A 26767-nucleotide genomic window follows, 5' to 3' on the forward strand; every position below is an offset into this window, starting at 1 on the left:
CGGTATGAGCGGACCGCTGATCCAGCTGCGGGACGTGGTGAAGACCTATAACCGGGGGCGGGAAAACGAGCTGGAGATCTTACACGGCATCGATTTGCAGGTGTGGCCGGGTGAATTTGTAGCGGTGGTGGGCGAGTCGGGTTCGGGCAAGACGACGCTGATGAACATTATTGGCGTGCTGGATACCCCCACCAGTGGCAATTACCTGTTGGAGGGTACCGATGTACAGGCCACCAGCCGCGACGAAATGAGTGCGGTGCGCAACCAGAAGATCGGGTTCGTGTTTCAAAACTTTAACCTCATCGGCCGCACGACTGCCCAAAAAAATGTGGAGCTGCCCATGGTATATGCGGGAATAGACAAAAAGCAGCGCGCCGCCCGTGCCCGCGCGCTGCTGCAGATGGTGGGCATGGACGACCGGCGCGACCACGAGCCCAATGCGCTATCGGGCGGGCAAAAACAGCGGGTGGCGATCGCCCGCAGCTTGGCCAACGACCCGGCCATTTTGCTGTGCGATGAGCCCACCGGTGCGCTGGACAGCAAGACCAGCCGCAGCGTGATGGATATTTTTCACGCGCTGCACCGGGAGCAGCACAAGACGATCCTACTTATCACCCACAGCCGCACGCTGGCCAGCGAGTGCCCGCGGGTGGTGACGGTAAAGGATGGGCAGATCGTATCGGACAAGAGAGGGGGGCACGGCTATGCCTTTGAGTGAGAACATACAGCTGGCACTGGCCAGCCTGCGCGCGGGCAAGATGCGGGCCCTGCTGACGATGCTGGGCATCATCATCGGTATTGGGGCGGTGATCACCATCGTCACCATCGGCGATTCGATGGCGGCATCAATCCGCGCTGAGATGGCCAGCTTTGGTGCCCGCAATGTGACGGTGGAGGTGCGCCAGAAAGACGAACCCGGCTATTTTGACAGCGCTGACGCCGAAGTTTTGGGCGGCGATGGCGGTGACGGCGAGACATTTGAATATCGAGAGCCCGCCGAGAGCGACCTGATCACCCCCCAGATGCTGGCCGAATACCGCCGGGTGTTTGCCGGCCAACTGGCCGCGGCGGCCGCGCGCGATGAACTGGGCAGTGTGAGCGTGCAAAACGGGCGCCACAAGGCCGGCGCCACGCTGGTGGGGTGCAACGCCGACCAAGCCAAGGTGGCCGGGCTAGCGCTGCAGGCAGGGCGCTTTATAACCGATGGTGACGGCGAGGACGGCCGGGCGGTGGCGGCGGTGAGCGACCTGTTTATACAGCAGTACTTCGGCGGGCGGCTGACTGCCGACGAGGCGCTGGGAGAGAGCTTTAGCGCCGAGGTGGAGGGGCGCACCCTGCACCTGTACATTGTGGGGGTGTACCGCTACCAGCCGCCGGATGGGGCCGCACCACAGCCCCACGACGGCACCACAAATACCGAAGTATACCTGCCCATCCACACCGGCAAAAAGCTGTTACAGCGGCCGGCGGGCTACCGCAGCTTAACGCTGCAATCGCAAAACCAGGCTGACAGTCGGCTGTTTTTACAGCGCACCCAGACTTTTTTTATGAGCTACTATACCCGCAACCCATACTTTACCGCCAAAGCTAGCAGCATGGAGAGCATGATGAATTCGATGGACAAGATGACCCAAAATGTAAAACTGGGCATTAGTGCTATTGCCGCCATCTCACTTTTGGTAGGGGGTATTGGAGTGATGAATATCATGATGGTATCGGTGACCGAGCGCACCCGCGAGATCGGCGTGCGCATGGCGCTGGGTGCCCGCGGCCGGACCATTTTGTGGCAGTTTATCGTAGAGGCAGTGATCATCTGCCTGATCGGGGGAATGATCGGCGCGGCGGTGGGCATTGGCCTGGGCAGTGCCGGGGCCACCATGATGGGCTACCCGGCCCGACCGTCGCTGGCAGCTATGGCGGTGGCGGTGGTATTTTCGATGGCGATCGGCATCTTTTTTGGCTACTATCCAGCTAAAAAGGCCGCCCGCATGGACCCCATCGACGCGTTGCGCTACGAGTAGAACTGCCCGCTTGTAGGGATGATCAGCACTCTGCACGACATAAAAAAGGGCACTGCCAAAAGGCAGTGCTCTTTTTTATACCGACAGGGGCGGTGCGCGGGCAGGATAACGGCCGGACGGCAGCGGTGAATGCCGCCGGACAAGCGGTCGTTTTATGCCGCCAAATAGACATTTGCCGGTGATCATAACGGGCAGCGATGGGCAGGCAGCTGCCCGTCGGCCACTGATAAGCCCCTTTTTTAGTGATGGCGGTGATTTTTTACCGCGACCGCCTTTAGGCAACTGGTGACAGTGCGGCGCCTGGGTAAGCATGGAGGAGCACCGGGGATATGGGGATATTTGCACGGTGAGAGACGGCGCACCTGACGATAGCTGCCGCAGAAATACCTTGACGGCGGTGGAAAAGATACCACTATCGCCTTTAAAACGGCGCAGTACCGAAGTTTTAGAAAAATGTGTAGGGGGCCGGGAAAAGCAGGCGGTTACAGGTAAAAAGGCGGCTATACCAACTGCGGCAGAGCGCTGGACAAGCCACGGACAGCAGGTAAAAAAGAGTGACCGATGCGGCCGGCGTTTTGGGCGGCAGTTTGCTCTCTGGTCGGACCGCGCAGGTATTCGTACCGGGAGCGCTGCGGTCTAAAGCCCAACTGCCTGGATAGGAGTCTGCGGGCACATAGAGAAACCGCCAAAGGAGAAACACCTGCGGGAGCGGCCGTCACTGCCGGCGGTGATAAAGGCCGAGACGGCTGTGATCTGACCCATGTTGCCGTATCACAGCCTGCCGCCCACCGGCATATTATTTGAAAATGAGGGCCAAAAAAACACTGTTTGGACAATAAAAAGCAGCGACTTTCCGATATTTGGTAAAAACATGGTTCGACTTTTACTGGTCACATCTGGTATACTGTAGGATAGGTATCTATTTTATTGAGGATGGGAGGGCTGGGCATGTACGAAAAGTTGCTGCTTCTCATATATAAGATGGAGCGCAACCCGGTGTTCTCGTCCATCAAAAAGGGATTTTTGCTCATTACTCCGGCGGTACTGGCTGGATCGGTGGCGCTGCTCATTAACAGCTTTCCCATCCCCGCCCTGCAGAGTTGGCTGCACAGCTTTGCCGGTGGGGTGTTATCGCAGCTGCTGGACCTCATCTTTGACGCCACCATCGGTTTTTTATCGGTGTATCTGGTGCTGGCCATCAGCTATTACTACTGCGCCGAGGTGGCGCCGTCGCCCAGCGGCATCCAGGTGCCGGCCATGGTGACGGCGCTGGCCTGTTTTGTGGCCACCTTTGGCGATACGCTGGACATCGACTGCTTTGGCACCATTGGCGTTTTCACCGCTATGTTATGCGCGGTGCTGGCCACCCGGCTGTTTTTGTTTTTGACCGGTGTGCGGCGGGGCAAGCCGATGCCGGCGGGGCGGTCTACTGCGGCGTACTTTACCAGCGTGCGGGCCATACTGCCCACCTTTGTGTGCGTGCTGGTGTTTGGCTGTGGGCATTTGCTGCTGTACTGGCTGGGCGGCGTGGGCAACTTGAACCAGCTGATCTCACAGGCGCTGGTATCACTGTTTGGCGGCACCCACACCAACCTGGGGGCGGGGCTGTCGTTTACGGCGGTGCAAAATGGCCTGTGGGTGCTGGGCGTGCACGGCGGCAATGCGCTGGACCAGGTGGCCAAAACGCTGCTGGTGCAGGGCAATGGGGCGATCATCACCAAATCGTTTTTAGACACCTTTGCCAGCATCGGCGGCAGCGGCTCGGCACTGTGCCTGGTGTTGGCGCTGCTGCTGGGATCGCGCCAGCAACGGCACCGGGACCTGGTGCGCTCCTCGCTGGGGCTGTCGCTGTTTAACATCAACGAGATCCTGGTGTTTGGTCTGCCGGTGGTGCTCAACCCCATATTGGCACTGCCGTTCGTTTTGACGCCGCTGGTATCGACACTGATGGCCTACGGGGCGGTGGCGCTGGGACTGGTGCCGATGGCAGTGAGCGAGGTGGGCTGGACCACACCGGTTTTTTTTAGCGGATACCTGGCGACCGGCTCGTGGACCGGCGCTGTACTACAGCTGGCTATTTTGGTGGTGGGCACGCTGCTGTACCTGCCGTTTGTGCACCTGGCGGTGCAGCTGCAGCGCCACCGGGCGGGCTTTATGGCCAAAGACCTGACCGAGCGCTTTCGCCGCGACGAACAGCGCCACCTGCGGCCGGACTATTTGGAGCGCGCCGACGAGACCGGGGCGGCGGCCAAAGCTATGGCCGCCCAGCTGCAGCTGGACGTGCAAAACGGGCAGGTACCGGTATTTTACCAGCCCCAGCTCGATGCAAAAGAGCGGGTGGTAGGAGCCGAGGCGCTGCTGCGCTGGCAGTATGCCGGGCAGCTCATCTACCCGCCACTGGCTATTGCGCTGGCCCAGCAGGTGGGCTGTTTTGACGCGCTGACGCGGTTGATCTTACACCGGGTATGCCGGGATATTGGCGAGCTGCGGGCGCAGATGGGGCCGGCGTTTACGATCTCGGTAAACATTACCGCTGCCCAGCTGGACGACACCAGCTTTACCGAGCAGATCATCTCGGGGGCGGCCAGCTACGGGGTGAACCACCAGCTGGTGTTGGAGGTGACCGAGGAGAGCGCGCTGGGGGACTTTGCCCAGATCGCCCCCAACATTGAACTGTTGCGGCAAAACGGCATTCGCATGGCCATTGACGATTTTGGCATGGGACAGACCTCGCTGGAGTATCTGCGGGAAAACCTGTTCGCCTATGTAAAACTCGACGGCAGTTTGGTGCAGCAGGTACTGCACAATCCCCGCTGCCGGGATATCGTGGGATCGATCGTGGAGCTGGGGCGGGCGCTGGATTTTGGCGTGACTGCCGAGATGGTAGAGACCGAGGAGACCCGCCAGGTGCTTTTGGAACTGGGCTGCCAGTACTATCAGGGGTACCTGTACAGCCCGGCGCTGCCCTACAGCGACTTTGTGGATTACTGCCGTGAACAGGCGGGGCGGGTTGCCGTTTCGCCCCGGCAGTAGTGGGCGTTTACCGGTATCCAGTATATAGAAGAAAGAAGAGGACCGGTTGCTTATTAAAGCAGCCGGTCCTCTTTTTATTGGGCGATCGACCGGTCCGCGGCCGGGATACTGTTTGCTGTATGGTGGCGCTGTGTGCTAGTGCTGGTGCTGGTGCTAGAGCTGGAGCTGACGCCGTGGCGGCTACAGCTCAGCCAGGGACTGGCTGATATCGGCCAGCAGATCGTCGATGTGCTCGGTGCCCACCGACAGTCGCACTGTGCCGGGCGTTATGCCGCACCCAAGCAGCTCCTCCCCGGTCATCTGGGCGTGGGTGGTAGAGGCGGGATGGATGATGAGCGACTTGACATCGGCCACGTTGGCCAGCAGTGAAAACAGCTGCAGATGGTCGATGAAGCGCTTGGCGGCTGTTTCACCGCCGGCCAGCTCGACGGTGAAGATGGAGCCGGTGCCGCGGGGAAAGTCGCGCTGGGCCAGCGGGAAATAGGGGCTGCTGGGCAGAGAGGGATAATTTACCCGGGCGATCTCGGGGCGGCGCTGCAAGAATTGCGCCACCCGGATGGCATTTTGCACATGCCGCTCTACCCGCAGCGAGAGCGTCTCGAGCCCCTGCAGAAATAAAAAGGCATGGAAGGGAGAGAGCGTGGCGCCGGTATCGCGCAGCAGCACCGCCCGCAACCGGGCGATATAGGCAGCCGGGCCGGCGGCTTTGGCAAAGCAGACCCCATGATAGCTGGGATCGGGCTGGGTGAGCGCGGGAAAGCGACCGGATGCGCTCCAGTCGAACTTGCCGCTGTCGACGATGACTCCGCCGATGGCAGTGCCGTGGCCGCCGATAAATTTGGTGGCCGAGTGGACGACGATATCGGCCCCGTGCTCGATGGGGCGAAACAGGTACGGGGTGGCAAAGGTGTTGTCGACCACCAACGGGATACCGTGGCGATGGGCGATGGCCGCCACTGCGCGGATATCGATGAGGCTGCAGTTGGGGTTGCCCAAGCTCTCGAGAAATACCGCTTTGGTGCGGGGGGTAATGGCCCGCTCGAAATTTTCGGGCAGGTGGGGGTCGATGAAAGTGGTGGTGATGCCGTAGGCCGGCAGTGTGTGGGCCAACAGGTTGTAACTGCCGCCGTAGAGGGTGTTGGCGGCCACGATATGGTCGCCGCAGGCCGCCAGGCCCTGCAGTGCGTAGGTGACCGCTGCCGCGCCGGAGGACAGCGCCAGCGCCCCTGCTCCCTGCTCGAGTGCAGCCATACGGCGCTCAAAGACCTCTTGGGTGGGGCCGGTAAGACGGCCGTAGATGTTGCCCGGCTCGGACAGGTCAAAGCGGGCGGCCGCCTGCCGGCAATTTTCGAACACGAAGGAGGCGCTCTGATAGATGGGTACGGCGCGGGCGCCGGTGGCCGGGTCGGGATGTTCCTGACCGGCATGTAGCTGTATCGTCTCGAAGTGATAGGTGTCGTTCACGGTGTATTCCTCATTTCTGCAGTTGGCCGGACGGGGATGACCGGCAATGTATGGGGCGAATAAGTCGCTGCCGGAGCCAGCGTATAAAGCGCGATCAGCGCCCACACATGCGCCCCGCCGCAAAAAAGCGGGGCAGCAACCATATTTTGTGGTACACGGCGACACCTCCGGATCTTATTCCTATAATTCCTATTATTTTAATATGATTTATATCATACCTGTCTCCCCTATCAAAGTCAAGCCCTTTTTGACGGGACGCGATTTGACTTCCCCCCACCCCTGCGGTATACTTATTCCATAGAATTTTTGTATGATATGGGCCTGCCCAGCACACGGCGGACCATCTGGATGGGGGACTTACCATGAAGATCTCGACCAAAGGGCGGTACGCTCTGCGGCTGATGCTCGATTTGGCCATACACACGGCTGAGGGGGGTCGGGTGTCGATACGGGCGGTGGCCCAGCGGCAGCAGATATCGGAAAAATATTTGGAACAGATCATTACCCAGCTGAGCCGGGCCGGCTTTGTGCGCAGTGCCCGTGGCCCACAGGGCGGCTACAGCCTGACCCGGTCGCCGGAGGCGTATACCGTGGGCGAGATCTTGCGGCAGATGGAGGGCGAACTGGCGCCGGTGACCTGTCTGGAGACTGGGGAAAACCAGTGCGGCCGCTTTGGTCAGTGCGCCACGGTAGAGGTATACCAGCGCATATACGATGCGGTAAACGGCGTAGTGGACGGGATCACCCTACAGGACCTGGTGCAGATCCAGCAGGAAAAATGCGCTGCCTGTGCACCCTAACCGTAAGTTGGATCGATGGCGCGCAAAAACGTTAAAAAAGAGAGCCGCGGCTCTCTTTTTTTGTGTCTTTGTCCAATATATGCACACAAGTGTGTGTATATCATAGACAATCGTGCGCCCGGTTGCTATAATAAAAGCTGTCGCGTCCGGTACGCACCGGGCAGAAAAGATAGAGGGGTGTACGAAAATGGAATGGGTAGAGGCGATCGTCAAGTTCGTCAACGACTTTATGTGGGACTTCTTTTTGCTGGTGCTTTTGTGCGGTACCGGCATCTACTTTACGGTGCGGCTGCGGTTGGTGCAGGTGACCAAGTTTGCCGCCAGCTTTAAAGCAGTATTTTCAAAGATCAAACTGCGCGGTGGGGCGGCTGGTAAGGGCGGTATGAGCTCGTTTCAGTCGCTGGCCACAGCGGTGGCCGCCCAGATCGGCACCGGAAACCTGGCCGGAGCTGCTACGGCCATTGTGATGGGCGGACCGGGGGCCATTTTCTGGATGTGGATCTCGGCATTTTTGGGGATGGCCACCATTTTTGCCGAGGCCACCTTGGCCCAGAAGTACCGCCATGTCTCAGAGGACGGCACCGTGACCGGCGGGCCGGTGTACTACATCCGGGCCAAATTTACCGGTCGTTTTGGCAAGGTACTGGCCGCCTGCTTTTCGATATTTTTGATCTTGGCTCTGGGTTTTATGGGCAATATGGTGCAGTCAAACTCGATCTCGAGCGCCTTTGCCACTGCGTTCGGCGCCAACAAATGGGTGGTGGGCGCGCTGCTGGCGCTGGTCTGCGGCTTTGTGTTCATCGGCGGGGTGCGGCGCATCGCCTCGCTGACTGAAAAGATCGTACCTTTTATGGCGCTGGTGTACATTGCCGGCTGCGTAGTGGTGCTGGCCATCAACGCGCGGGCGCTGCCCGGCGCCTTTGGCCAGATCTTTGTAGGGGCCTTTGCACCGGGGGCCATCGCCGGCGGCGCCGTAGGAGTGGCGGTGCAGAAAGCCATCCGCTACGGGGTGGCGCGGGGTCTGTTCTCTAACGAGGCGGGCATGGGTTCTACTCCGCACGCCCACGCGTTGGCTAAGGTGGAGCACCCCTGTGACCAGGGCCTGATGGCCATGATGGGGGTCTTCATCGACACCTTTGTGGTGCTGACCCTGACAGCGCTGGTGATCATCTCCTCCGGGCTGGCCGGTGGCGGCCTGGACGGCATCAACCTGACCCAGGCGGCATTTTCGTCGGTGCTGGGGGGCGCCGGTGAGATCTTTATCGCCGTATGCCTGCTGTTTTTTGCTTTTTCTACCATCGTCGGCTGGTACTTTTTTGGCGAGCAGAACATCCGCTACCTGTTTGGACAAAGAGGTGTGAAGGTGTATGCGGCGCTGGTACTGGTGTTCGTATTTTTGGGCTCGCTGCTAAAGGTGCAGCTGGTTTGGTCGATGGCTGACATGTTTAACGGACTGATGGTCATCCCCAACTGTATCGGCCTGCTGGCTATGAGCGGTATGGTGGCCAAGCTGTACCGCGACTACCGGCAAAACCCGCTGGCTGCCAGAGCCGGTGCCACGCAGCACTGACCGCGCGTATCTCTATGGCTTTATGGCTGTGGGCTGGGTGGTATGGCCGCGGATGGGCCGCTAAGCGGACGCGGCCTGATAGAGAAACTACTTTATAAAAGGCGCTTATCTCCCCTTTTGGGGTCTTGCGGTATAGCCAGTCTAAACGGAAAACGACAGACAGAAAAAAGAGAGAGCCCGACCGGTGACCGGTCTGGCTCTCTCTTTTGGTTTGTCACCGTGCGCGGGGTGCGGTGTTTTAGGGTGCGGCTTGCTGTTTACTCAACAGGCGGTGTCTGCTGTTTTTCGCCGCGGATCTCGACCCGGCGGATCTTGCCGGAGATGGTCTTGGGCAGCTCGGTGACGAACTCGACGATACGGGGATATTTGTAGGGAGCAGTATTTTGCTTGACGTAGGTCTGTATCTCTTTTTTGAGGTCGTCGCCGGCGGTGTAGCCGCGGGTGAGAACAATGGTGGCCTTGACCACCTGGCCGCGCACCGGGTCGGGGGCGGCGGTAACGGCACACTCGAGCACGGCCGGGTGCTCCATGATGACGCTCTCGATCTCGAAGGGGCTGATGCGGTAGCCAGAAGACTTGATGAGATCGTCGGTGCGGCCCACGAACCAGTAGTAGCCGTCCTCGTCGCGCCAAGCCATATCGCCGGTGTGATAGACGTTATCGTGCCAGGCGGCGCGGGTCTTCTCCTCGTCGAGATAGTAGCCGATAAACATGCCGTGGGGGTGGCCTTTATCGGTGCGTACAACCACTTCGCCCATCTCGCCGGGGACGGCACTGTGGCCGTCGGCGGCGACGATATCGATATCGTACTGGGGGTTGGGCTTGCCCATAGCGCCGGGTCTGGGCTCCATGCCGATGAGATTGCCGATGGTGAGGGTCGTCTCGGTCTGGCCAAAACCCTCCATCAGCTTTAAGCCGGTGGCGTTATACCACTGCTTATATACCTCGGGGTTCAGGGCCTCGCCGGCGGTGTTGGAGTACTGCAGCGACGACAGATCGTACTGGGTGAGATCTTCTTTGATAAAGAAGCGGTACATGGTGGGCGGCGCGCAGAAGGTGGTGATGTTGTATTTGGCAAACAGCGGCAGGATCTGGTGGGCGTCGAAACGGTCGAAATCGAAGGTGAATACACAGCCTTCACACAGCCACTGGCCGTACAGTTTTCCCCACACCGCTTTGCCCCAGCCGGTGTCGGAGATGGTGAAATGCACCCCGTCGGGGTCGACGTTGTGCCACCAGCGGGCAGTTACCACGTGGCCCAACGGGTAGGTGAAGCTGTGGGCGGCGATCTTGGGATAAGAGGTGGTGCCGGAGGTAAAGTACATGAGCATGGGGTCGTCGTTATCGGTGGCGGCACTCCCCTGTGGGCGGGGGAAGGTATCGGCAAACCGGGTGAGCTGGCCGTCGAAATCGCCCCAGCCGTCGCGGGTGCCGTTTACCGCCACCTTCACCTGTACGGTGGGGCTTTGGGGCAGCGCATCCTCGATATGCTGCAGCACATCGCCCCGGGCGGTGGCCACCACCGCTTTGACCTTGGCGGCATTAAAGCGGTAGACGTAATCTTTTTTCATCAGCTGGTCGGTGGCGGGGACCGCCACAGCCCCCAGCTTGTGCAGCGCCAGGATGGTGAACCAGAACTGGTAGTGGCGGCGCAGCACCAGCAGCACCACATCGCCTTTACCTATGCCCAGCGAGGCAAAATAATTGGCGGCCATAGAGGAGTAGCGGCTCATATCGGCAAAGGTGAACACCCGCTCCTCCATATTTTCGGAGAGCCAGATCATGGCCTTTTTGTCGGGTTGGGACGCGGCCAGGCGGTCGACGACATCGAAGGCAAAATTGAAGTGCTGCGGCTCGCAAAAGGAGATGGACTCCAGCGTGCCGTCAGGCCGCACCTTCTCGTTTACAAAATCGTGATAGATGAGTTTTCGCATCTCTAGGCCCGCTCCTCTCTGTCTTTTTTGTGTTTTTCCTCCAGCACCAGGGCCAAAAACTCGCAGTCTTCACCGCCGGTGGCGATCATGCCGTGGCCGTGGCCGGAATCGTAATAGATGGCGTCGCCGGCCTCCAGCACGGCGGTGTGCTCTTCCATGCGCACCTTCAGCTTGCCCCGCAACACGTAATCAAATTCCTGCCCCTTGTGGCGCGACAGCGCGATGGGGGCGTCCTGCTCTTCTTGGCGGTATTTGGCGCGGACCAAAAACGGCTCACAGCTGCGGTTTTTAAACAGGTAGGCCAGGTGCTGATAGGCAAAGCCCTGACGGCGCTCGATCGGCATGCCGGACCCCTTTTTGACGATGGTGTAAAAGGAGAGCTTGGGCACATCGCCGGTGATGAGCTCGGTCATGTCGACGCCGAAGCGCTTGGCGCAGTTGTACAGGAACGTAAATGAAAAATCGTCTTCCCCCTGCTCGCAGGCGGTGTAGGCGGCCTCGGTCATGCCGGTGACTTCGGCCATCTCGGCGGTGGAAATCTCCAGCATCTCCCGCAGGCCGCGAATGCGCTCGGCTATTTGTAGGATCTCGTTTTGCAGCATGTTCTTCCCTCCATCTCTGGTCGTATCCCGGCGCGGCAACAGCTGCGCCGGGGTACAAAAAAAGCGCCCCGTCTCTTCTAACTCGAAGAGACGAAACGCATAGGTTCCGCGGTACCACTCTTGTTGCCCCCACTAAAAGGGGCCCCTCTGACGTGTCAGACAACACGCTTTCAGATAACGGTGAAAAGCCGGAGATACCTACCGGGGCCGCGGCCCTTTGGGTACACTGTTCCAGGGTGATCTGATCGCCGCCAGCACGAGACCTCCCACCACCCGGTCCCTCTCTGTAGCGCTGCTCCGCTGCGATCCTGTCCCTATCGTCACATTTGGGATATTGAGGATTTGTATCCAAAATAGCACACTGCCCGGCGGTTGTCAAATACTTTTTTGCGCGCTGTGACCTGACGGCGATGGCAGCCCATACCAGCCGACAGCTGCAGCGGAGCGGCTATCGGAAGGTGCCAAGCGGGCTACTCGCCCGCTTCCAGGCAGTTTTTGACCTGTTTGAGGATCGGGTCGATATCGCCCTGGATACACAGTGCTCGATCTTGCAGTTGGTGGGGGACCTTTTGTTTTTCGGTGTTGACCGAGACATAGGTGGATCGGGGCTGCCGGGCGGTAAACTGCCAAAACGGGTACTTGATGATGCCGGGCGTATTGCCGCCCACCCCCAGCTCGAGATACAGTACCGCCCCGTTTTGGTGCCGGTGCAAAAAGTCACGGTAGCGGCCGGCAGCGGCGTGCCATCCGACATCTTCGACAAAGCAGCCGTCCACCCGCAGGTTCATGGTCATAAGTCCGCCACAGACCGGGCAGCGGGGAATCAGTTCGGTGGGGACGCGCATATCGCGCTGCCGGGCAACCATCTGCCTTACCGTTTGCCCGTTGTCGTATGTCTTGTAATGGCAGGGTTTTTGGCACTGCCACAGGCCGTAGTCGCCCTGGGTGTAAAACAGGCGCTGTTTGTCAAAACCGGCTTTTTGAAAGCAGTGGTCCACATTGGTGGTGAGCACAAAATAATCTTTGCCGCGCACCAGTGCCAACAGATCGCTGTAGACTCTGCCCGGCGGCTGGCCATAGCGGTTGATGAGGATATAGCGGCTCCAGTAGGCCCAGTACTCCTCCGGCGTGGCGTAGGGGTAAAAACCACCCGCATACATATCGGTAAAGCCGTACTTCTGGTAAAAATCGGCAAAATGGCGGTAAAAACGGGAGCCGCTATAGGTAAAACCGGCGGCGGTCGACAGGCCGGCACCGGCGCCGACGATCAGGGCATCGGCCTTACGGATGCCAGCTGCCAGCTGCTCTATTTGCAAGCAGCTGGCTGTAGAGCCGGTAGTCGCTCGGGGTAAAGACATCAAAGATCACCTCCAATTTGTTAGCGCTCTGCTTTTGAAACTGGCGGACGGTATCTACGGCGATCTGGGCAGCGACCGGGGCAGGAAAGCAAAATTCACCGGTGGAGATGCAGCAGAAAGCCAGGCTGGTGAGCCCATTTTGCACCGCCAGCTGCAGGCAGGCCCGGTAACAGCTGACCAGCTGCCGGCGATCTTGAGCGGTGAGCCGGCCACAGACGATGGGCCCCACGGTATGCAGCACATACCGGGAGGGCAGATTAAAAGCCGGGGTGATCTTGGCCTGCCCGGTGGGCTCCTGATGGCCTTGTCGGCGCATGATATCGGCACAGGCCTGGCGCAGCTGCACCCCGGCGGCGCTGTGGATGGCGTTGTCGATACAGCCGTGACAAGGCGCAAAACAGCCCAGCAGTGCACTGTTGGCGGCGTTGACGATGCCGTCTACCGCCAGGCGGGTGATATCGCCCCGCCAAAGGTAGAGGCCCGGCTCGGCTGCCGGTATATCGGCCAGTGAGACGGTGCCCCTCAAGGCCAGCTCGGCCTGGAGATAGTCGTTTTGGAGCTGTAAAAACTCGGGCGATACCGGTTGGGGCGGGCGCAGATTGCGCAGCGCCCGAAACATCTGTTTTTGACCGTGTAAGTCCTGGGGGACTGCCAATGTACTGCCGTCGGGACGCTCGGCCAGCAGGTACTGGATGAGGTCTTGCAGGCGCTGCTGCTGGGTCATGACCGGCTCCTCTCGATAGCATTTTGGGGGCACACCTGTTGGCAGCGGCCACAGTGCAGGCAGGCAGATGGGATGATCTGCACCGGGACGCGCGAACAGTCGATACAGTTTTGTGGGCAGGACTGTTGACAGCGGCCGCAGCCGGTGCAGCGTTTCGTTACATAATATCCCACTTTTTGTAACACCCCGTCACCGATGGAGAACCGCTGGCGAAAGATGGGCTGACAGCTGAGGTCAAAGTACTCACCGCTGCCGGTATAGAGACAGAATACAGTCAGTGCAGCGCGGCTATCGGCGCTGGGATAGATCTTTTGCATATAGGGGTTTTGGGCAAAGATCTCGGGCAGACGGGCCGAGCCTATCTCGCGCACCCGCCCCTGCAGCGAGATAGACCGGCTGGACAGCGTATCGCCCCCTGAGACACCGGTCAGGGCCACCCGGGAATCCTGCTGCAGGCGGTGATAGAGAGACTTGCCGCGGGCCGTGAGAAAGTAGAGACCACCGGTATCGGCAAGCATGATATCGATGGCACAGGTATAGGGGCTGCCATCGCTGCCGACGGTGGCGAGCACGACAGTATGCATTTGATCTCTGAGCATGTACAGGTAATCCTGAGCGGTCACGATATGGCACCTCCGGGCAGTATATTTTCTACTTACTACTTACAACATATCCCGCCAGCACCTGGCTGTAAAGTAAGCACTTTTTCGTAACATGGTATCTTTTAGATACTATTTATGTATAGCCACTGTTTGCAGTATACCGGAGCGGCCACAGCAGTAGCGAACTGACGCCCAGTACGCACGGACAGAAAAGCACGGCAGTGGCAGATGGGAGACAGATGGCACCACCATCGGCCACCGCTATCGCACCTGACGCCTAAATATCCACCACCCGGTGTTTTACCTGCCGCCGCTGGGCACACGGCAGTACATGCCCCACTGCCGGCAGACCAAAACTGCCTAACAGGCAGCGCTGTTTTGATGGCCGTCTAAACCGTACAGAGGACCAAGATGGTATGACTGAGCGGCGGGGCGGCAAGACTATACTGCGAGCTGGTAGGAATGCCGATATATTTTTATAGCGGCTACTTTGCAAAAAACAGTTTCTTTTTGCCGCCAAACATGATAAGATTTTAAAAGTGAAGCCGCCGGGGCAGTGGTGCCGCGGCGACAATACGGCGAAAGGACGATACACCATTATGGCAGAATTTAAATACGAGATCACGGACAAGATCGGCGTGCTCAGCGAGAACGCCAAGGGCTGGACCAAGGAATTAAACCTCATCAGCTGGAATGGCCGGGAGCCCAAATACGACATTCGCGAGTGGTCCCCCGACGGCAGCAAAATGGGGAAAGGCGTCACCATCACCAAAGAGGAGCTGTACTCTTTAAAAGAGCTGCTGATGGAGATGGAGCTGGAGGCCCCCGACGACGAGCCCGCTCTGTAAAGGGCAACTGTGTGACTTGTAGCCAAAGGCGGCCGGCGCGCTGTCTTTGGCTATCCTTTTATGTCCGCTCTGCGGCGGCGGGCGCGTTTTCACCGGCGGGGCACCGCCACGGTTTTGTGAGAGGATAGTGGAGGACAATATGGAAACAGCACTGGCAGTATCGCAGCAGGTCATTGTGATGGTGCTCATCGCCGCCTGCGGCGTGGTCTTAAAAAAGGCCGGCAAGATCACCGACGACCTGAAAGCACCGCTGAGCAACATTCTGCTCTACCTGGTGTCGCCTATTTTGATCATCAACTCGTTTATTCGGCCCTTTAAGAAGAGCGAGTTTTCGCTGTGGCTGCTGTCTATCGCCATGAGCCTTATCATTCAGGTGTTGCTCATCATCATCTCGAAGCTGACCTGTCGCCGGGCCGATGGCGACCGGCGGGGCATCGACCGCTTTGCGGTGTGCTACTCCAACGCCGCCTTTATCGGCATTCCGCTTATACAGGCCAGCCTGGGGCCGGACGGGGTATTTTTTCTGATCGGATTCATCTGTGCCTCGGGTCTGTTTATGTGGACGTATGGCGCACGGGAAGTATCGGGTGGGCGGTACAAGTTAAACGCCAAAAAGATCCTGCTCAACCCCTCGAATATCGGTGCCGTCATCGGTTTTATCATCTATATCCTGCAGATAGATGTGGGCTCGATCCTCACCAGTACCCTGCAGAGCATCTCGAACATCAACACCGCTGCCTCGATGATCATTATCGGCATTTTGGTCTCGAACGTGCGGCCCAAAGAGATCCTGAGCGAGGTGCGGGTGTTTAAAGTGGCCCTGTTGCGCCTGGTGCTCTGCCCGCTGCTGGTGCTGGGGCTGGGCGCACTGATTATGCGCACCGGTATTGCCGGGGCCAAGATGGCAGTGATGGTGAACCTGATCGCCTCCTCTACCCCGGCGGCCAGCGCCACCGCCATGATGGCCACGATTTTTGGCTCGGACGACGTGTACGCCGGCAAGGTGGTGGCGGTGACTACGGTGTGCTCGGTGATCACCATACCGGCCATTATGTTTTTGGCCGGGGCGGTGCTGTAGGCGCGCGGTAACGTTTTTGACACGGTTTTGACAGCAGTAAAAAGGCTCGGCCAATTATGTGGCCGGGCCTTTTTTGATCGGGCACGGAAGCGGGCAGAGAGCGCTGCGATCTAAGTTGCCCGGCTGTGCGGGACAGGAAGGGAGGACAGATATCCAGCCTTTCTATCGCAGCGCTTTGATTGTAAGCATTTTCTTATTTACATAAGTGTTTTAAAATATATATTGAGCATTTGTATATATTTTGGCGTTTTTTTAATCTCTATTTGTACATTTCGCAAAATTATTTGTTGACGGACACACCGTTCACCCCTATACTAGAGAGTAGTGACCCAACCAATAAGAGATAAAAAGGAGAATGAGATCATGGCAGATAGAGTGAGAAAGATCATATTGGATGTAGATACCGGCTCGGACGACGCAGTGGCGATCATGCTGGCGGCGCTGGCCCCGGAAGTAGAGGTATTGGGCGTATGTGCTGTAAATGGCAACCAGGCGCTGGAGTACACGTTGGAGAACACGCTGCGAGTCGTGGAGCTGCTGGGTGCACAGGACCGTATCCCGGTCATTAAAGGCGCCGCCACCCCGCTGGTGCGCACCCTGAACCCCGGCCGGTTGTGCCAGCCCCAGACCCCATCGACCCAGTATGACGAAAACGGCAACGAGATCGCCTACCACCCCAAAGAGATCGGCAACGGTAAGGCGACCATTAAACCGCTGGACATAAACTTTGTCACCTGGTACATAGATACCATTAAAAACAGCCCCGAAAAGGTGACGCTGGTGCCGGTCGGCCCGCTGACCGATATCGCCATGGTATTGAGAGCCGACCCGTCGGTGGTGGACAACATCGAGGAGATCGTGATCATGGGTGGCGGCAAAGACCAGACCAACACCACCTCGGCGGCGGAGTTCAACATTTGGCTGGACCCCGAGGCGGCACAGATCGTGTTGACCTGCGGCGCCAAGATCACGCTGGTACCGCTGGACGCTACCCACAAGGCCTCTACCCGCTATAGCGAGAAAGCCGATTTTCTGGCCCTGCACAACCCCGTGGGCGACATGATCGCCGACATGATCGAGATCCGCACCACCGCCTACAACAAGTTCCAGCCGCTGCACGAGCCCGACCTGGCCCCTATGCACGACGCGCTGTGCGTGGCCTATCTGATCGACCCCAACGTGCTCAAAGACGTGCGCTTTACCCGGGTGGATGTAGATATCTCGGGTGGTTTTGCCGATGGGCAGACCATCATCGATACCCGCCACTTCCACAACCAGCCTGACAACTGCTATGTGGCGCTGGACGCCGACCGCGACCTGTTTGCCAAGATCTTGCTGGACCGCTGCAAAAATTTTTAAACAGCTGAACATTTTTAAAGGGCCGCCCAGATGGGCGGCCCTTTTTTGCGCACAGCGCATATCGGCGCGGCGTTTTGGCACAATAGTGGTGACCGCACATACCAAATAAACACAGATGTAGGGGGAAACACCATGAAAAAAGTTCTTTCTCTGCTGGCGGTGCTCTGCCTGAGTGCCGGCCTGTTCGTGGGATGTGGCAGCGACTCCAACTCCAACACCAGCGATGTGAGCTTGCGCCAGATCCACGAGGATATCAAAAAAGAGTACGGCGACGACTACCTGCCTTCGGTAGCCATCGACAACAACATGCTCAAGGATTCATACGGTATTGATGAGAGCTGGGTGGATGAGGTCATTGCCGAGGGGCCGATGATGACCAAGCATGTGGATACCTTTATCGCCATCAAGGCCAAAGACGGCAGAGCTGACGATGTGGAGAAGGCGCTGAAAGCACACCAGCAAAAGCTGGCCGCCGACGCCGATAACCACCCTGAGAACGCCGCCAAATTAAAGAGCGCCCAGGTGCGCCGCCACGGCGACTATGTGTTCTTTGTGATGCTGGGCAAAGACAAAGATCTGTCTGACAACAGCAGCTCGGCTGGGTCGTCATCGGCCGGGTCGGAGAGCGGCAGTGTCGGCAGCACAGTCGGTGATGTAGCCGGCGATATCGAAGACGGCGCCGACCACCTGCTGGAGTTTGCCACCGGCCAGGTAAAACGCGGTATCGATATCATCGACAAGGCTTTCAGCAAGTAGTCTGCCACCAAAAAATGATCTGATGCACAAAAAAGCAGTGCGGCGGTATATCGGTATACCGCCGCACCGCTTTTATTTTTCCTTTTTAACGGGAAACGCTGTCGCGGCAGGGCGGGCCAGCGCCAACTGCTGGGACAACAGCGCCGACCACACCCGGAACAGGCTCGCCACCATCTCGCCCAACATCTTGCGGGTCTGCCGGTCAATACCGCCCAGCGAGCGCAGCATTGGCGCCAAGGTGGAGAGACCCATTTTAGACATCTCGTCGAAGGTGGCGGCACCGGTGGAGTCGAGGACGGTAAACAGCGTATCGACAAAGCGGCCCCGCTGCTCAGGGGTGAGCGCCGCCAGCCAGCCGCTGAGCGTCTGGTCGAGAAATTCGCTGCTGCGGGTGCGCTGCTGCACATACACAAACGCGCCGCCCAGCACCTGCCAGCTCATGGCGTCGTGTTGCATCATGCCCACGGCATCGCTGGCGACGATGGTATACTGGCTGCTGTGCTCCAAAAGCACCCCCACCACCGATGACTGCGGAATAATGGTGTGGATGCGGCTCTGCAGCCGGCGGTAGGCCTCGCTCTCGAACATGGCCTGCAAAAAGCCGGGCCCGTCGTTGTTGTATACCGCCCGGATGCGCTGCTGCACGGCCGGGTCGGCGTTCACCGACGCGTAAACTGCCAGGTTGCCCCCCTTGGAGTGGCCGCCCACCCACAGCCCGACAGAGCAGGCGGCGGCGACGCGCTCCAGGTAGCGCCGGGCCTCTTTTTGTGAGGGGACTACCGGCATAAAGCCCATATTAAAGTCCTCTCGCCAGCCCAGCAGCGTGTTATCGGTACCGCGAAACGCCACATAGCAGCCACCGTCACAGCTACAGCACACGGCGGCGAACTGCTCTACCTGGTCGCGGTCGCGGCGGCACACATACCCCCACAGCTGCACATCGGCGTAGCGGCGGCTTTGGGCCATGCGGTGCAAAAGCAGGATAGAGGTGCGGGTGATACAGCCCGAATCCTCCATCTCGGCCGGGTCGTGGGTGGCGGCATAACGGCGCCCAGCCTCGGCCAGAGGGATGGACTGGGCGGGACCATCACCCGATAAGACACCGCCGAAATCCACATAGGCGAGCCAGGAGAAAATGAGGTTATCCACCTCGCAAAACGGGGCTTCGGCAAAGCGCAGATCGCCTCGCCAGTCGATATAATCCAGTATATTGGGCATATTATTCCTCCTGCCAGGCATGGCCTTGGCGGCGTTCGATCTGGGTTTTTTGTCCGCAGCTGCCCGAGCTGATACAGCTCTGCTCCCGACCCTGTTGGGCGCTGCTCTGACTGCCCTGCGGCTGGGCAGCAGCCGAGCCCTGACTGGCTGAAGCCTTACCTTGGCCGCAGCGCCGCTGCAGCTGCTGCCTGCGCTGGGAGTCGTTGCAGTGCACCGTTATCTGGGGCTGCTGGCCGCGCTCGGCCAGCGCCGCATACAGCAGCGAACAGGCTTCGCCCACCTCTTTGCCCTTGAGATCGAGGTCGGTGAGCAGCTCGCTGGAGCCATCGGCCTGCACCGCGATGACTCGGTCGGCCCGGTTTACCGCCAGCTCTACCGGCACATCGGCCTGCACCACCACCCGTGCCGACGGGTCCAGATATCGGTACCAGCCGCCGCCAGCCAGCACCAGTGCCAAGACCAGGCAGCCAAACGCCAGCCGCAGCTTGTGGCGGCGGTGTTTGGCTGGGGCGGCGGCACGCACGGCGCGAACTGCCTGCTGCCGTATGGGCTCTTCTGCCTCGATGGGGGCAAAAGCCCGGCGCAGCTGCTCGTCTAGATTTTCACGCATCGGTCGTCCCCCCCTCCAGTGTTTGGCGCAGCAGCGCCCGGCCCCGGTGCAGCCAGCTGTAGACCGTGTTGGGCCGCCGGTGGACCATGGCTGCTATCTCGTCGGCGGCGTAACCCTCGACACAGTGCAGGTAGATGGCCAGCCGGTAGTTGGGCGGCAGGCCGAGCACCGCCTCCAGCACCGGGCCGCTCTCCTCCTTTTGGGGGATGGGGTGATCGTACTCCTCCAGCGACAGTGCGGGGTGGCGCTTTTTGCGGCGCAGCAGATCGGTACACAGATTTCGGGCCACCCGTATGAGCCAAGCTTTTTGGTGCTCCTGATCGGCAAACAGCTTTTTGCGGGTGAGCAGGCGCAGAAAAGTTTCCTGAAATACATCCTCCACATCGGCATAACAGGACAGGTATAAAAAACAGACCCGCCGCACCGTGTCGCCGTGCCGGGCTATGCTCTCCTCTACCTGCCGCTGCTGCATCTTCTACACCCTCTTTACGCTGTAACGCTGTTTAAAAGCCTCCTACTGGCGGCAACTGCCGTCACGGCGCTGCTGGCCGTGCCCGCCGCTGTGATGGCCACTCCCCCGCCCGCCGTTACCGGCGCCGTTTGGGCACGCCCCGCGCTGCTGCGCACAGCCGCCCGAACACGTACCGGGGGCATAGGGGCAATCTGCGCGGGGACAGTCTTCACGGGGGCAGACTGGTGCGGTCTCAACAGGCTGCTGATAGGCGGCTGCCGCCGCAGGGGCAGTGGCTTCGGCCGGCTGTTGCACCTGCGTGGCAGCAGTGCGCACGGGGGCGGCCAGCAGCATGCCGGCCAAACTGATAGCCAGCGATATCTTGGCAAAGTACATAAATATTTCCTCCTGTATACAGTGGTGTCAGCGCCGCGGTGAGCGGCCCTGCACAGAGAACACGTATGAGACCGCTCTAATCTTGCACCAAAAAATATTTTTTATTGCCCCGTTTGGCAAAAGAGGAGCCGACGCGGTGGTCGACTCCTCTTTTTTTACACGGTACCTATCGGCCGCTCACAGCACCTCGACCTGGCCAAATACCGAGGTGGCCTCGATATGCAGGACCGGGCCCTGACCCTGAGCGATGACGCTACAGCGGTTTGAGCCCAAGATGGGCACGCTGTGCATCTGCACCTGGCAATCTACCGGGGCAAAGATCCGCACCCGGCCGAAGACCGAGGTGGCCTCGAATTTACAGTCGCCGATCAGTGCGCATTCGCGCAGATCGACTTCCAAATTGCCAAAAACGGCGGTGGCGCTGCCACCGGCAAACTGTTTGGCCGCATTTTTGGGATAATCGGATGAAAAGATAGCCAGGTACTCGGGATGCTGGGTAAAGTCGGCGCCGCCAGAGCCGGCCTTATACTGGACACTGCGGCGCCGGGAAAAGGAACTGAATACCAGGTAGAGGCCCAGTATGACCAGCGCCGCCGGCAGCGCGATGCGCCGGATGAACCCGTGCCGCAGGACCCCCTGCTGGTGCAGCAGCAGACATATGCCAAAAGCCAGCCCCAGGAGATTGCCCAGGTGAGGGCCGCTCTCGATGATGGCAACCAGGCAGGGAACGATGATAAACAGCGTCCACCAGCCCTCAAAAAACAGGTCGAAATGCCACCAGGAGAACTGGTTGCCCAAATACCCGATGCCCACTGCCGCTATGCAGAGCCCCAACACCGTGCGCGAGATGCGCTTACCCATATTGTCCTCACTTTCTAGTAAGCTGAGAGAGCCTGCCTTTACGCCCAGTTCTGGGGCGCGCCGGCCAGCCGCTCCATCAGGTGATTTTCGATGGTGTGTACGGTCTCGCCGTCTTTTTCAGAATCGGCGTAGGCGGCTTTCCACTCGGCGTCGTCCACGAACAGGCCCCACTTTTCGTCCATCTCGGCCTTATCGGCCCACTTGACGATGTAGTAGAGCGTGTCGTCGCCGCTGCAGTCGACCCAAAAATCGACTACCTGGATACCCAGGCGCTCGAAAATGTGGAAGGTGTGCTGCTCAAAGCGCTGCACCACTAAGTCTAGCTTGCCGGGGTTTATGTGATAGATGCGCAGTTCGTACATAACTCATACCGCCTTTATATATGTTTGCCAGAGCGCGGCCCTGACAGTCTTATTGTAGCACAGCCAGGCATATTTGCGCAATCGACGGTATACAGTATAAAGAAAGCCCCGGCTTTCCCGCGCGCCTACCGGCGGCCACGGCGCAGCGGCACAATACCATCCGCCGGAGAAACGGAGCTACCCATGAAGTCGTTAAAAGGGACCCAAACCGAAAAAAACCTCAAGACCGCTCTGGCCGGCGAGGCTCTGGCCCACACCAAGTACCGCTTTTACGCCGACGCTGCCCAGTCGGAGGGCTATGTGCCCATCAGCCAGATCTTTGCCGAGACCGCACAAAATGAGCGGGAGCACGCCAAGGTGTGGTTCAAGATCCTGTACAGCGGTATACCAGACACCATGGAAAACCTGCTGGACGCCGCCTCGGGCGAGCACTACGAGTGGACCGAGATGTACGAACAGTTTGCCAAGCAGGCCGAAGACGAGGGCTTTACCGAGCTGCAAAAACTGTTCGTCGAGATCGGCGAAGTGGAAAAGGCCCACGAGGAGCGATACCGCAGTCTGATTGAGAATATGACCCAGGACAGCGTTTACAAAAAGACTGCTCCGGCAAAATGGCAGTGTCAAAACTGCGGTTACGAATACGAAGGGACCGAGCCGCCGGCGTTTTGCCCCGCATGTCATCACCCCAAAGGATTTTTTGCGATCAAATGCGAGAGCTACAAATAACTTTCGTCACATCCGTCCCGACAGCCGATGCTGCCGGGACTTTTTGTGCGTATCTCCCCTTTTATATGCGTGCCGGCTGTCGGGCCATACCGCAGTTAATGGCCGCTGTAGGCTAAAATTTTTGGCCGACAGAGATCACCGCCGACCGACAAAAAGGTATGCTTTTTCTGCAAACTGCGACAAAATGCTGTAATCAATTTTTACGCTTTTCATACAAAATCGCCATTTAAACCTCCACCTGTTCACGCTTAATTCATAAAATTCACAATATCTTCATTGTGATTTGCCCATTTTTTTGGTATACTAGAGAAAACAGAGGGGTGCCAGACCCGCCCCGACCTATGGAGGTATTTCCTTTAGCAGACTGTGATAGTAGTTTTTTGAGATAAGGCCTTTTTATTTTTCTTTAAAAATCCAATAGGTTTCTGTATCCTCCACTCTACACAAATGTTTGCTAGGACTTTGTATAGAGTTTTTTTGTTTGTGAGTCCGCTTTTTAAGAGGAGGTTTTTACTATGGATAAGATCTTACTGGGCGCTTCGCTGGGCAACTGCGTACACGTGGGCGGCGTGGTGCACTTTTTGCAGCTGGCCGAACGCGAGGGCTACCACACCGTGTTTTTGGGGCCGGCCATCCCCGTCGACCGCATCGTTGAGGAGGTGTTGCGGCATAAGCCGGCCATGGTGGCGGTGGGTTATCGCCTGACGCCGGAAAATGTGCGGCCGCTGCTGGCAGAGCTGATCGACAAGGTGCACCAAAACGGCATTGAGACCACCTGGGTATTCGGCGGAACCGGGCCGGTAGCCAAAGTAGCCGAGGAGACCGACTTTTTCAGCTATATCTCTAACGGGACCGACGACATCGACGACTCGCTTTACTTTTTGCGCAATGGGCGCCGCCCACAGGAACAGGAGAAGTACAGTGACAGCTTGGTGGAGCGGATAAACGACAAGTACCCCTACCCGCTGCTGCGGCACCACTACGGCGAGCCCTCGGTAGAAAAGACGGTGGCCGGCATTGAGAAGATCGCCGACAGCCGGGTGCTGGACATCGTGTCGGTAGGGCCTGACCAGAACACTCAGCAGTTTTTCTTCCACCCCGAGAAGCGCAACCCCGACTTTGAGGGGGCCGGCGGGGTACCGTTGCGCACCCGCGAGGACTTTGTGGCACTGAAAGAGGCCACCCAGCGCGGCAACCACCCGCTGATCCGCTGCTACAGCGGCACCGCCGACGTATTCGATATGGCCCAGCTGTTAAAGGACACCTTAAATAACGCCTGGTGCGCAGTGCCGCTGTGCTGGTACAACAAATTAGACGGCCGCGGCGACCGGGATATCGATACCTCGGTGCGCGAGGCGGTAGAGCTGATGCGGTGGCACGCCGAGCGCGGTATACCGGTAGAGGCCAACGAGCCCCACCACTGGGGCCTGCGCGACGCCCACGACACCATGTCGGTGGCCATGAGCTATATAGCTGCACTCAATGCCAAAAATGCCGGGGTGCGCCACTATATCTCGCAGTACATGTTTAACGTCCCCAACACGCTGAGTTTCCCCATGGACCTGGCGCGGGTGCTGGCGATGGTGGAGCTGGTGGAGAGCCTGCACGATGACACCTTTACCACCTACCGGCAGACCAGGGCCGGCCTGCCGTTTTTGAGTGCCGACCTGGATGTGGCCAAAGGTCAGCTGGCGGCCACCACTTTTTTACAGATGACCATCCAGCCCCACATCATCCACGTGGTGGGCTTCTGTGAGGCTGAGCACATCGCCTCGCCCGAAGACGTCATCGAGAGCTGCAAGATCGTGCGCGGTGTGATCAAGACCACGCTGGAGGACCGGGTAGACTTGGCCAAAGACCCCCGCGTCATCGAGCGCAAAAACCAGCTCATTCGCGAGGTGCGCTACCTGTTGAGCTTTATCTGCGCTTTCTACGGCCGTGACGACGCGCTCACCCGCCCTGAAGTCATTGCCGACTGCATCAAGCGCGGCTTTATCGATGCGCCCCACATCGTTAAGGGCGGCGAATTTGTGGGCAACCTGTACACCACTGTTATCGGCGGCCGCTGTGTGGCCTATGACCGCCAGGCGGGCCGCGAGCTGACTGAAAGAGAGCGTCTGCAGGGGCTGTGCACTCCCCAGGAATGGGCTGCCGTCACCGCGCCAGCGGTGCAGGCACAGGACTAGAGGGGAGGAAAAACTGTGAAAATATCTGTAATTGGCGGCGGCAACGGCGGCACGGCTTTTACCGGATACCTGATCCACAACGGGCACCAGGTATCGATGTACACCCGCAACCCGGAAAAGGTGGCCTTTTTTAACCGCGAGCCGGATATTTACCTCTCGGGGGTGGTAAACGCCTCGGTGAAAGCCGGGCTGGTGACCCATGATCTGGGCCAGGCACTGGCCGGCAGCGAGCTGATCATGATCGCCTCTTCGGCCGATGCCCACCGCCACCTGGCGCGGCAGATGGCCCCCTACTTAAAAGATGGACAAGTCGTGGTGCTCAACCCCGGCCGCACGTTTGGCTCGTACGAGTTTGCCAATATTTTGGCCGAGAGCGGCTGTACGGCCGACGTGACCATCGGCGAGACGGACACGCTGATCTTTACCTGCCGCAACCACGAAATCAACCATCCCATCATCTACTCCATCAAAAAAGACGTAAAGTTCGCCTGCCTAAAGCCCGAGCGCACCCAGCGCACGGTAGAGCTGCTGCAGCAGCTGTTTCCCACGGTGCAGGCGGTGCCCTCGATCCTCTATACCGGTCTCACCAACATCGGGATGATCTTTCACCCCACCCCGATCTTATTTAACTTTACCCGCATTGAGTCGGGGCAGACGTTTTTGTTTTACAAAGAGGCCATCACGCCGATGGTCGCCTCGTTTATCTCGCATATCGACGAGGAGCGGGTAGCGGTGGCCCGGCGCATGGGCGTAGAGGTAGAGACGGCCATGCAGTGGCTGCTGCGGGTATACGGCGCCAGCGGCGACACCCTGTATGACGCCATTCAAAATAACCCCGCTTACAATGACGTGTACGCGCCCAAGAGCACCGATACTCGCTATGTGTGGGAAGATGTGCCCACCGGGCTGGTGCCCATTGCCAGCGTGGGCGATCTGATCGATGTGGATACACCTTATATCGATACTGCCATCAACCTGGCCTGTATGCTCTACAATGTGGATTTTAAGGGCACTGGCCGGCAGATCACCAGCCTTGACGGCATTCACGGCGAACCGGTGCTGCTGCGGCAGTAATACCCAGCGCACTGGTGGGGATCGGCCGAAATTGACGGACGTGCTCCGGCCTGATGGCCGGGGCATTTTTTCAGGCGGTACTGCTGTGTCTTTGGCTGCGGGACATTGAGATGCCATTGGCAAAATGCGAGCTCGACCTGACAGGTAGAGAGCCGGCCAAAATATACTTGCCGAAATTCCCCTAAAGCGCCTGCTCTTTTGGTACTTACACGTCGCTTACCGGCCGTTTAGCGTGTAGCCCTCGGGGAAAGCTACCGCTAAGGAGCACACTGATCAGGTGGATAGACAAGATAAATAGTCGCTGCGAGACGATGTCCCCCAGAAAAACCTTATCACCAGATGATCTGGTGCGATGTGCGTTGACGGCGACTTTATCCCGTGGTAAGCTGGCAGTATAAAGTGAGCTATTAGAGGAGGCACAGCATATGTTGACGTATAGATATGACACCCAACTGCTGATCGAAGGTGAGGGGCTGGACGAGGACGCCATCCACGACTATTTTGTGGACCACTTTGCGGGAGACTGTCTGTTGGCGACCGGCGACGAGGATCTGATCAAGATCCACTACCACACCAACGAGCCCTGGCTGGTGTTGGCCTATTGTGCCACGCTGGGCGAGATCTTTGATATCGTGATCGAGGACATGGACCGGCAGTCGCGCGGGTTAAAGGGATAGCCGGTCATCTACTTAACCCATGGGCTTATATATTGTTTAAAAAGCGGCCGGGGACTG

At 58.7% G+C, this 26767-nt stretch carries 25 protein-coding genes; 13 read left to right on the forward strand and 12 right to left on the reverse strand.

The annotated features are described in order from the left end of the window. Positions 1 to 4: 4 nt before the first annotated feature. The 3 genes from H8K20_RS12670 (at position 5) to H8K20_RS12680 (ending at position 5054) form a co-directional block, all read left to right on the forward strand. Positions 5 to 718, forward strand: coding sequence for an ABC transporter ATP-binding protein (locus H8K20_RS12670; RefSeq protein WP_341480861.1), 714 nt, complete (start codon positions 5 to 7; stop codon positions 716 to 718). Beyond that, entirely contained in the window at positions 705 to 2021 is a 1317-nt protein-coding gene (locus tag H8K20_RS12675; RefSeq protein WP_186488676.1) for an ABC transporter permease, read from the forward strand. Before H8K20_RS12670 ends, H8K20_RS12675 begins: the two co-directional genes overlap by 14 nt. A 948-nt stretch (positions 2022 to 2969) precedes the next feature. Then, positions 2970 to 5054, forward strand: coding sequence for a PTS sugar transporter subunit IIC/EAL domain-containing protein (locus H8K20_RS12680; protein ID WP_186488677.1), 2085 nt, complete (start codon positions 2970 to 2972; stop codon positions 5052 to 5054). Positions 5055 to 5234: 180 nt separating this feature from the next. Here H8K20_RS12680 and H8K20_RS12685 read toward each other — a convergent pair whose 3' ends face one another. After that, positions 5235 to 6518: an aminotransferase class I/II-fold pyridoxal phosphate-dependent enzyme gene (locus H8K20_RS12685; protein ID WP_186488678.1), complete on the reverse strand. Its 1284-nt coding sequence runs from the start codon at positions 6516 to 6518 to the stop codon at positions 5235 to 5237. 362 nt (positions 6519 to 6880) lie between these two features. Between H8K20_RS12685 and H8K20_RS12690 the strand changes: the two genes are divergently transcribed. Continuing rightward, entirely contained in the window at positions 6881 to 7318 is a 438-nt protein-coding gene (locus tag H8K20_RS12690; RefSeq protein WP_105204514.1) for an RrF2 family transcriptional regulator, read from the forward strand. A 187-nt stretch (positions 7319 to 7505) separates the two neighbouring features. Further along, a complete protein-coding gene (locus H8K20_RS12695; RefSeq protein WP_186488679.1) occupies positions 7506 to 8888 on the forward strand; it encodes an alanine/glycine:cation symporter family protein in 1383 nt (460 codons plus the stop codon). Between the two features lie 257 nt (positions 8889 to 9145). Here H8K20_RS12695 and H8K20_RS12700 read toward each other — a convergent pair whose 3' ends face one another. From H8K20_RS12700 to H8K20_RS12720, 5 genes are all read right to left on the reverse strand, one after another. Beyond that, a complete protein-coding gene (locus H8K20_RS12700; RefSeq protein ID WP_186488680.1) occupies positions 9146 to 10822 on the reverse strand; it encodes an AMP-binding protein in 1677 nt (558 codons plus the stop codon). 2 nt (positions 10823 to 10824) lie between these two features. Further along, positions 10825 to 11424 (reverse strand): helix-turn-helix domain-containing protein, encoded by a 600-nt coding sequence (locus H8K20_RS12705; protein ID WP_186488681.1) that lies wholly within the window; start codon positions 11422 to 11424, stop codon positions 10825 to 10827. Positions 11425 to 11894: 470 nt separating this feature from the next. Then, complete coding sequence (locus H8K20_RS12710) at positions 11895 to 12782, reverse strand: SIR2 family NAD-dependent protein deacylase (protein ID WP_186488682.1); 888 nt, start codon at positions 12780 to 12782, stop codon at positions 11895 to 11897. Continuing rightward, positions 12706 to 13506: a protein-ADP-ribose hydrolase gene (locus H8K20_RS12715; protein WP_186488683.1), complete on the reverse strand. Its 801-nt coding sequence runs from the start codon at positions 13504 to 13506 to the stop codon at positions 12706 to 12708. Before H8K20_RS12715 ends, H8K20_RS12710 begins: the two co-directional genes overlap by 77 nt. Next, positions 13503 to 14129 carry a 4Fe-4S binding protein gene (locus H8K20_RS12720; protein WP_186488684.1) on the reverse strand — a complete coding sequence of 209 codons (627 nt, stop codon included), beginning with the start codon at positions 14127 to 14129 and terminating at the stop codon, positions 13503 to 13505. Before H8K20_RS12720 ends, H8K20_RS12715 begins: the two co-directional genes overlap by 4 nt. A gap of 578 nt (positions 14130 to 14707) precedes the next feature. On the opposite strand from H8K20_RS12720, the gene H8K20_RS12725 reads away from it, so the two are divergent. From H8K20_RS12725 to H8K20_RS12740, 4 genes are all read left to right on the forward strand, one after another. Further along, complete coding sequence (locus H8K20_RS12725) at positions 14708 to 14956, forward strand: YdbC family protein (protein ID WP_164998163.1); 249 nt, start codon at positions 14708 to 14710, stop codon at positions 14954 to 14956. Positions 14957 to 15095: 139 nt separating this feature from the next. After that, a complete protein-coding gene (locus H8K20_RS12730) occupies positions 15096 to 16034 on the forward strand; it encodes an AEC family transporter (RefSeq protein WP_105204509.1) in 939 nt (312 codons plus the stop codon). Between the two features lie 363 nt (positions 16035 to 16397). Next, positions 16398 to 17393, forward strand: a complete 996-nt coding sequence (locus H8K20_RS12735; RefSeq protein WP_105204508.1) for a nucleoside hydrolase — start codon at positions 16398 to 16400, stop codon at positions 17391 to 17393. 132 nt (positions 17394 to 17525) lie between these two features. Further along, positions 17526 to 18149 (forward strand): DUF4358 domain-containing protein, encoded by a 624-nt coding sequence (locus tag H8K20_RS12740; RefSeq protein WP_154866411.1) that lies wholly within the window; start codon positions 17526 to 17528, stop codon positions 18147 to 18149. A 72-nt stretch (positions 18150 to 18221) separates the two neighbouring features. On the opposite strand, the gene H8K20_RS12745 is transcribed toward H8K20_RS12740, so the two are convergent. The 6 genes from H8K20_RS12745 to H8K20_RS12770 all read right to left on the reverse strand — a co-directional run bounded on the left by H8K20_RS12745 (position 18222) and on the right by H8K20_RS12770 (position 22047). Continuing rightward, positions 18222 to 19367: a DUF2974 domain-containing protein gene (locus H8K20_RS12745; RefSeq protein ID WP_186488685.1), complete on the reverse strand. Its 1146-nt coding sequence runs from the start codon at positions 19365 to 19367 to the stop codon at positions 18222 to 18224. A 1-nt stretch (position 19368) separates the two neighbouring features. Then, on the reverse strand, positions 19369 to 19977 hold the full coding sequence (locus H8K20_RS12750; RefSeq protein WP_186488686.1) for a hypothetical protein: 609 nt from the start codon (positions 19975 to 19977) through the stop codon (positions 19369 to 19371). Continuing rightward, positions 19970 to 20449, reverse strand: a complete 480-nt coding sequence (locus H8K20_RS12755; RefSeq protein WP_105204504.1) for an RNA polymerase sigma factor — start codon at positions 20447 to 20449, stop codon at positions 19970 to 19972. The genes H8K20_RS12750 and H8K20_RS12755 overlap by 8 nt, the downstream gene beginning before the upstream one ends. Before the next feature lie 42 nt (positions 20450 to 20491). Further along, the gene (locus H8K20_RS12760; RefSeq protein ID WP_186488687.1) at positions 20492 to 20824 is read right to left on the reverse strand and encodes a hypothetical protein; all 333 of its coding nucleotides are present in this window, start codon (positions 20822 to 20824) and stop codon (positions 20492 to 20494) included. A gap of 177 nt (positions 20825 to 21001) precedes the next feature. After that, on the reverse strand, positions 21002 to 21685 hold the full coding sequence (locus H8K20_RS12765) for a LiaF transmembrane domain-containing protein (protein ID WP_186488688.1): 684 nt from the start codon (positions 21683 to 21685) through the stop codon (positions 21002 to 21004). 38 nt (positions 21686 to 21723) lie between these two features. After that, positions 21724 to 22047, reverse strand: a complete 324-nt coding sequence (locus H8K20_RS12770) for an NIPSNAP family protein (RefSeq protein ID WP_154866423.1) — start codon at positions 22045 to 22047, stop codon at positions 21724 to 21726. 183 nt (positions 22048 to 22230) lie between these two features. Between H8K20_RS12770 and rbr the strand changes: the two genes are divergently transcribed. The 4 genes from rbr (at position 22231) to H8K20_RS12790 (ending at position 26710) form a co-directional block, all read left to right on the forward strand. Then, on the forward strand, positions 22231 to 22773 hold the full coding sequence (gene rbr, locus H8K20_RS12775) for a rubrerythrin (protein ID WP_105204500.1): 543 nt from the start codon (positions 22231 to 22233) through the stop codon (positions 22771 to 22773). A 515-nt stretch (positions 22774 to 23288) separates the two neighbouring features. After that, positions 23289 to 24959, forward strand: coding sequence for a cobalamin B12-binding domain-containing protein (locus H8K20_RS12780; RefSeq protein ID WP_186488689.1), 1671 nt, complete (start codon positions 23289 to 23291; stop codon positions 24957 to 24959). Between the two features lie 15 nt (positions 24960 to 24974). Then, positions 24975 to 26033, forward strand: a complete 1059-nt coding sequence (locus H8K20_RS12785) for an NAD/NADP octopine/nopaline dehydrogenase family protein (RefSeq protein ID WP_186488690.1) — start codon at positions 24975 to 24977, stop codon at positions 26031 to 26033. Positions 26034 to 26458: 425 nt separating this feature from the next. Further along, positions 26459 to 26710: a kinase to dihydroxyacetone kinase gene (locus tag H8K20_RS12790; RefSeq protein ID WP_105204497.1), complete on the forward strand. Its 252-nt coding sequence runs from the start codon at positions 26459 to 26461 to the stop codon at positions 26708 to 26710. Positions 26711 to 26767 lie beyond the last annotated feature (57 nt).

The organism is Neobittarella massiliensis (ex Bilen et al. 2018) (assembly GCF_014269355.1).
Classification (GTDB): Bacteria; Bacillota; Clostridia; order Oscillospirales; family Ruminococcaceae; genus Neobittarella; species Neobittarella massiliensis.

Excerpts from the sequence above, each read along its gene's own strand:
- H8K20_RS12670 (WP_341480861.1), top strand. The coding sequence starts at position 5 with ATGAGCGGACCGCTGATCCAGCTGCGGGACGTGGTGAAGACCTATAAC.
- H8K20_RS12675 (WP_186488676.1), top strand. The coding sequence starts at position 705 with ATGCCTTTGAGTGAGAACATACAGCTGGCACTGGCCAGCCTGCGCGCG.
- H8K20_RS12680 (WP_186488677.1), top strand. The coding sequence starts at position 2,970 with ATGTACGAAAAGTTGCTGCTTCTCATATATAAGATGGAGCGCAACCCG.
- H8K20_RS12690 (WP_105204514.1), top strand. The coding sequence starts at position 6,881 with ATGAAGATCTCGACCAAAGGGCGGTACGCTCTGCGGCTGATGCTCGAT.
- H8K20_RS12695 (WP_186488679.1), top strand. The coding sequence starts at position 7,506 with ATGGAATGGGTAGAGGCGATCGTCAAGTTCGTCAACGACTTTATGTGG.
- H8K20_RS12700 (WP_186488680.1), bottom strand. The coding sequence starts at position 10,822 with ATGCGAAAACTCATCTATCACGATTTTGTAAACGAGAAGGTGCGGCCT.
- H8K20_RS12705 (WP_186488681.1), bottom strand. The coding sequence starts at position 11,424 with ATGCTGCAAAACGAGATCCTACAAATAGCCGAGCGCATTCGCGGCCTG.
- H8K20_RS12710 (WP_186488682.1), bottom strand. The coding sequence starts at position 12,782 with ATGTCTTTACCCCGAGCGACTACCGGCTCTACAGCCAGCTGCTTGCAA.
- H8K20_RS12715 (WP_186488683.1), bottom strand. The coding sequence starts at position 13,506 with ATGACCCAGCAGCAGCGCCTGCAAGACCTCATCCAGTACCTGCTGGCC.
- H8K20_RS12725 (WP_164998163.1), top strand. The coding sequence starts at position 14,708 with ATGGCAGAATTTAAATACGAGATCACGGACAAGATCGGCGTGCTCAGC.
- H8K20_RS12730 (WP_105204509.1), top strand. The coding sequence starts at position 15,096 with ATGGAAACAGCACTGGCAGTATCGCAGCAGGTCATTGTGATGGTGCTC.
- H8K20_RS12735 (WP_105204508.1), top strand. The coding sequence starts at position 16,398 with ATGGCAGATAGAGTGAGAAAGATCATATTGGATGTAGATACCGGCTCG.
- H8K20_RS12740 (WP_154866411.1), top strand. The coding sequence starts at position 17,526 with ATGAAAAAAGTTCTTTCTCTGCTGGCGGTGCTCTGCCTGAGTGCCGGC.
- H8K20_RS12745 (WP_186488685.1), bottom strand. The coding sequence starts at position 19,367 with ATGCCCAATATACTGGATTATATCGACTGGCGAGGCGATCTGCGCTTT.
- H8K20_RS12750 (WP_186488686.1), bottom strand. The coding sequence starts at position 19,977 with ATGCGTGAAAATCTAGACGAGCAGCTGCGCCGGGCTTTTGCCCCCATC.
- H8K20_RS12755 (WP_105204504.1), bottom strand. The coding sequence starts at position 20,449 with ATGCAGCAGCGGCAGGTAGAGGAGAGCATAGCCCGGCACGGCGACACG.
- H8K20_RS12760 (WP_186488687.1), bottom strand. The coding sequence starts at position 20,824 with ATGTACTTTGCCAAGATATCGCTGGCTATCAGTTTGGCCGGCATGCTG.
- H8K20_RS12765 (WP_186488688.1), bottom strand. The coding sequence starts at position 21,685 with ATGGGTAAGCGCATCTCGCGCACGGTGTTGGGGCTCTGCATAGCGGCA.
- H8K20_RS12770 (WP_154866423.1), bottom strand. The coding sequence starts at position 22,047 with ATGTACGAACTGCGCATCTATCACATAAACCCCGGCAAGCTAGACTTA.
- rbr (WP_105204500.1), top strand. The coding sequence starts at position 22,231 with ATGAAGTCGTTAAAAGGGACCCAAACCGAAAAAAACCTCAAGACCGCT.
- H8K20_RS12780 (WP_186488689.1), top strand. The coding sequence starts at position 23,289 with ATGGATAAGATCTTACTGGGCGCTTCGCTGGGCAACTGCGTACACGTG.
- H8K20_RS12790 (WP_105204497.1), top strand. The coding sequence starts at position 26,459 with ATGTTGACGTATAGATATGACACCCAACTGCTGATCGAAGGTGAGGGG.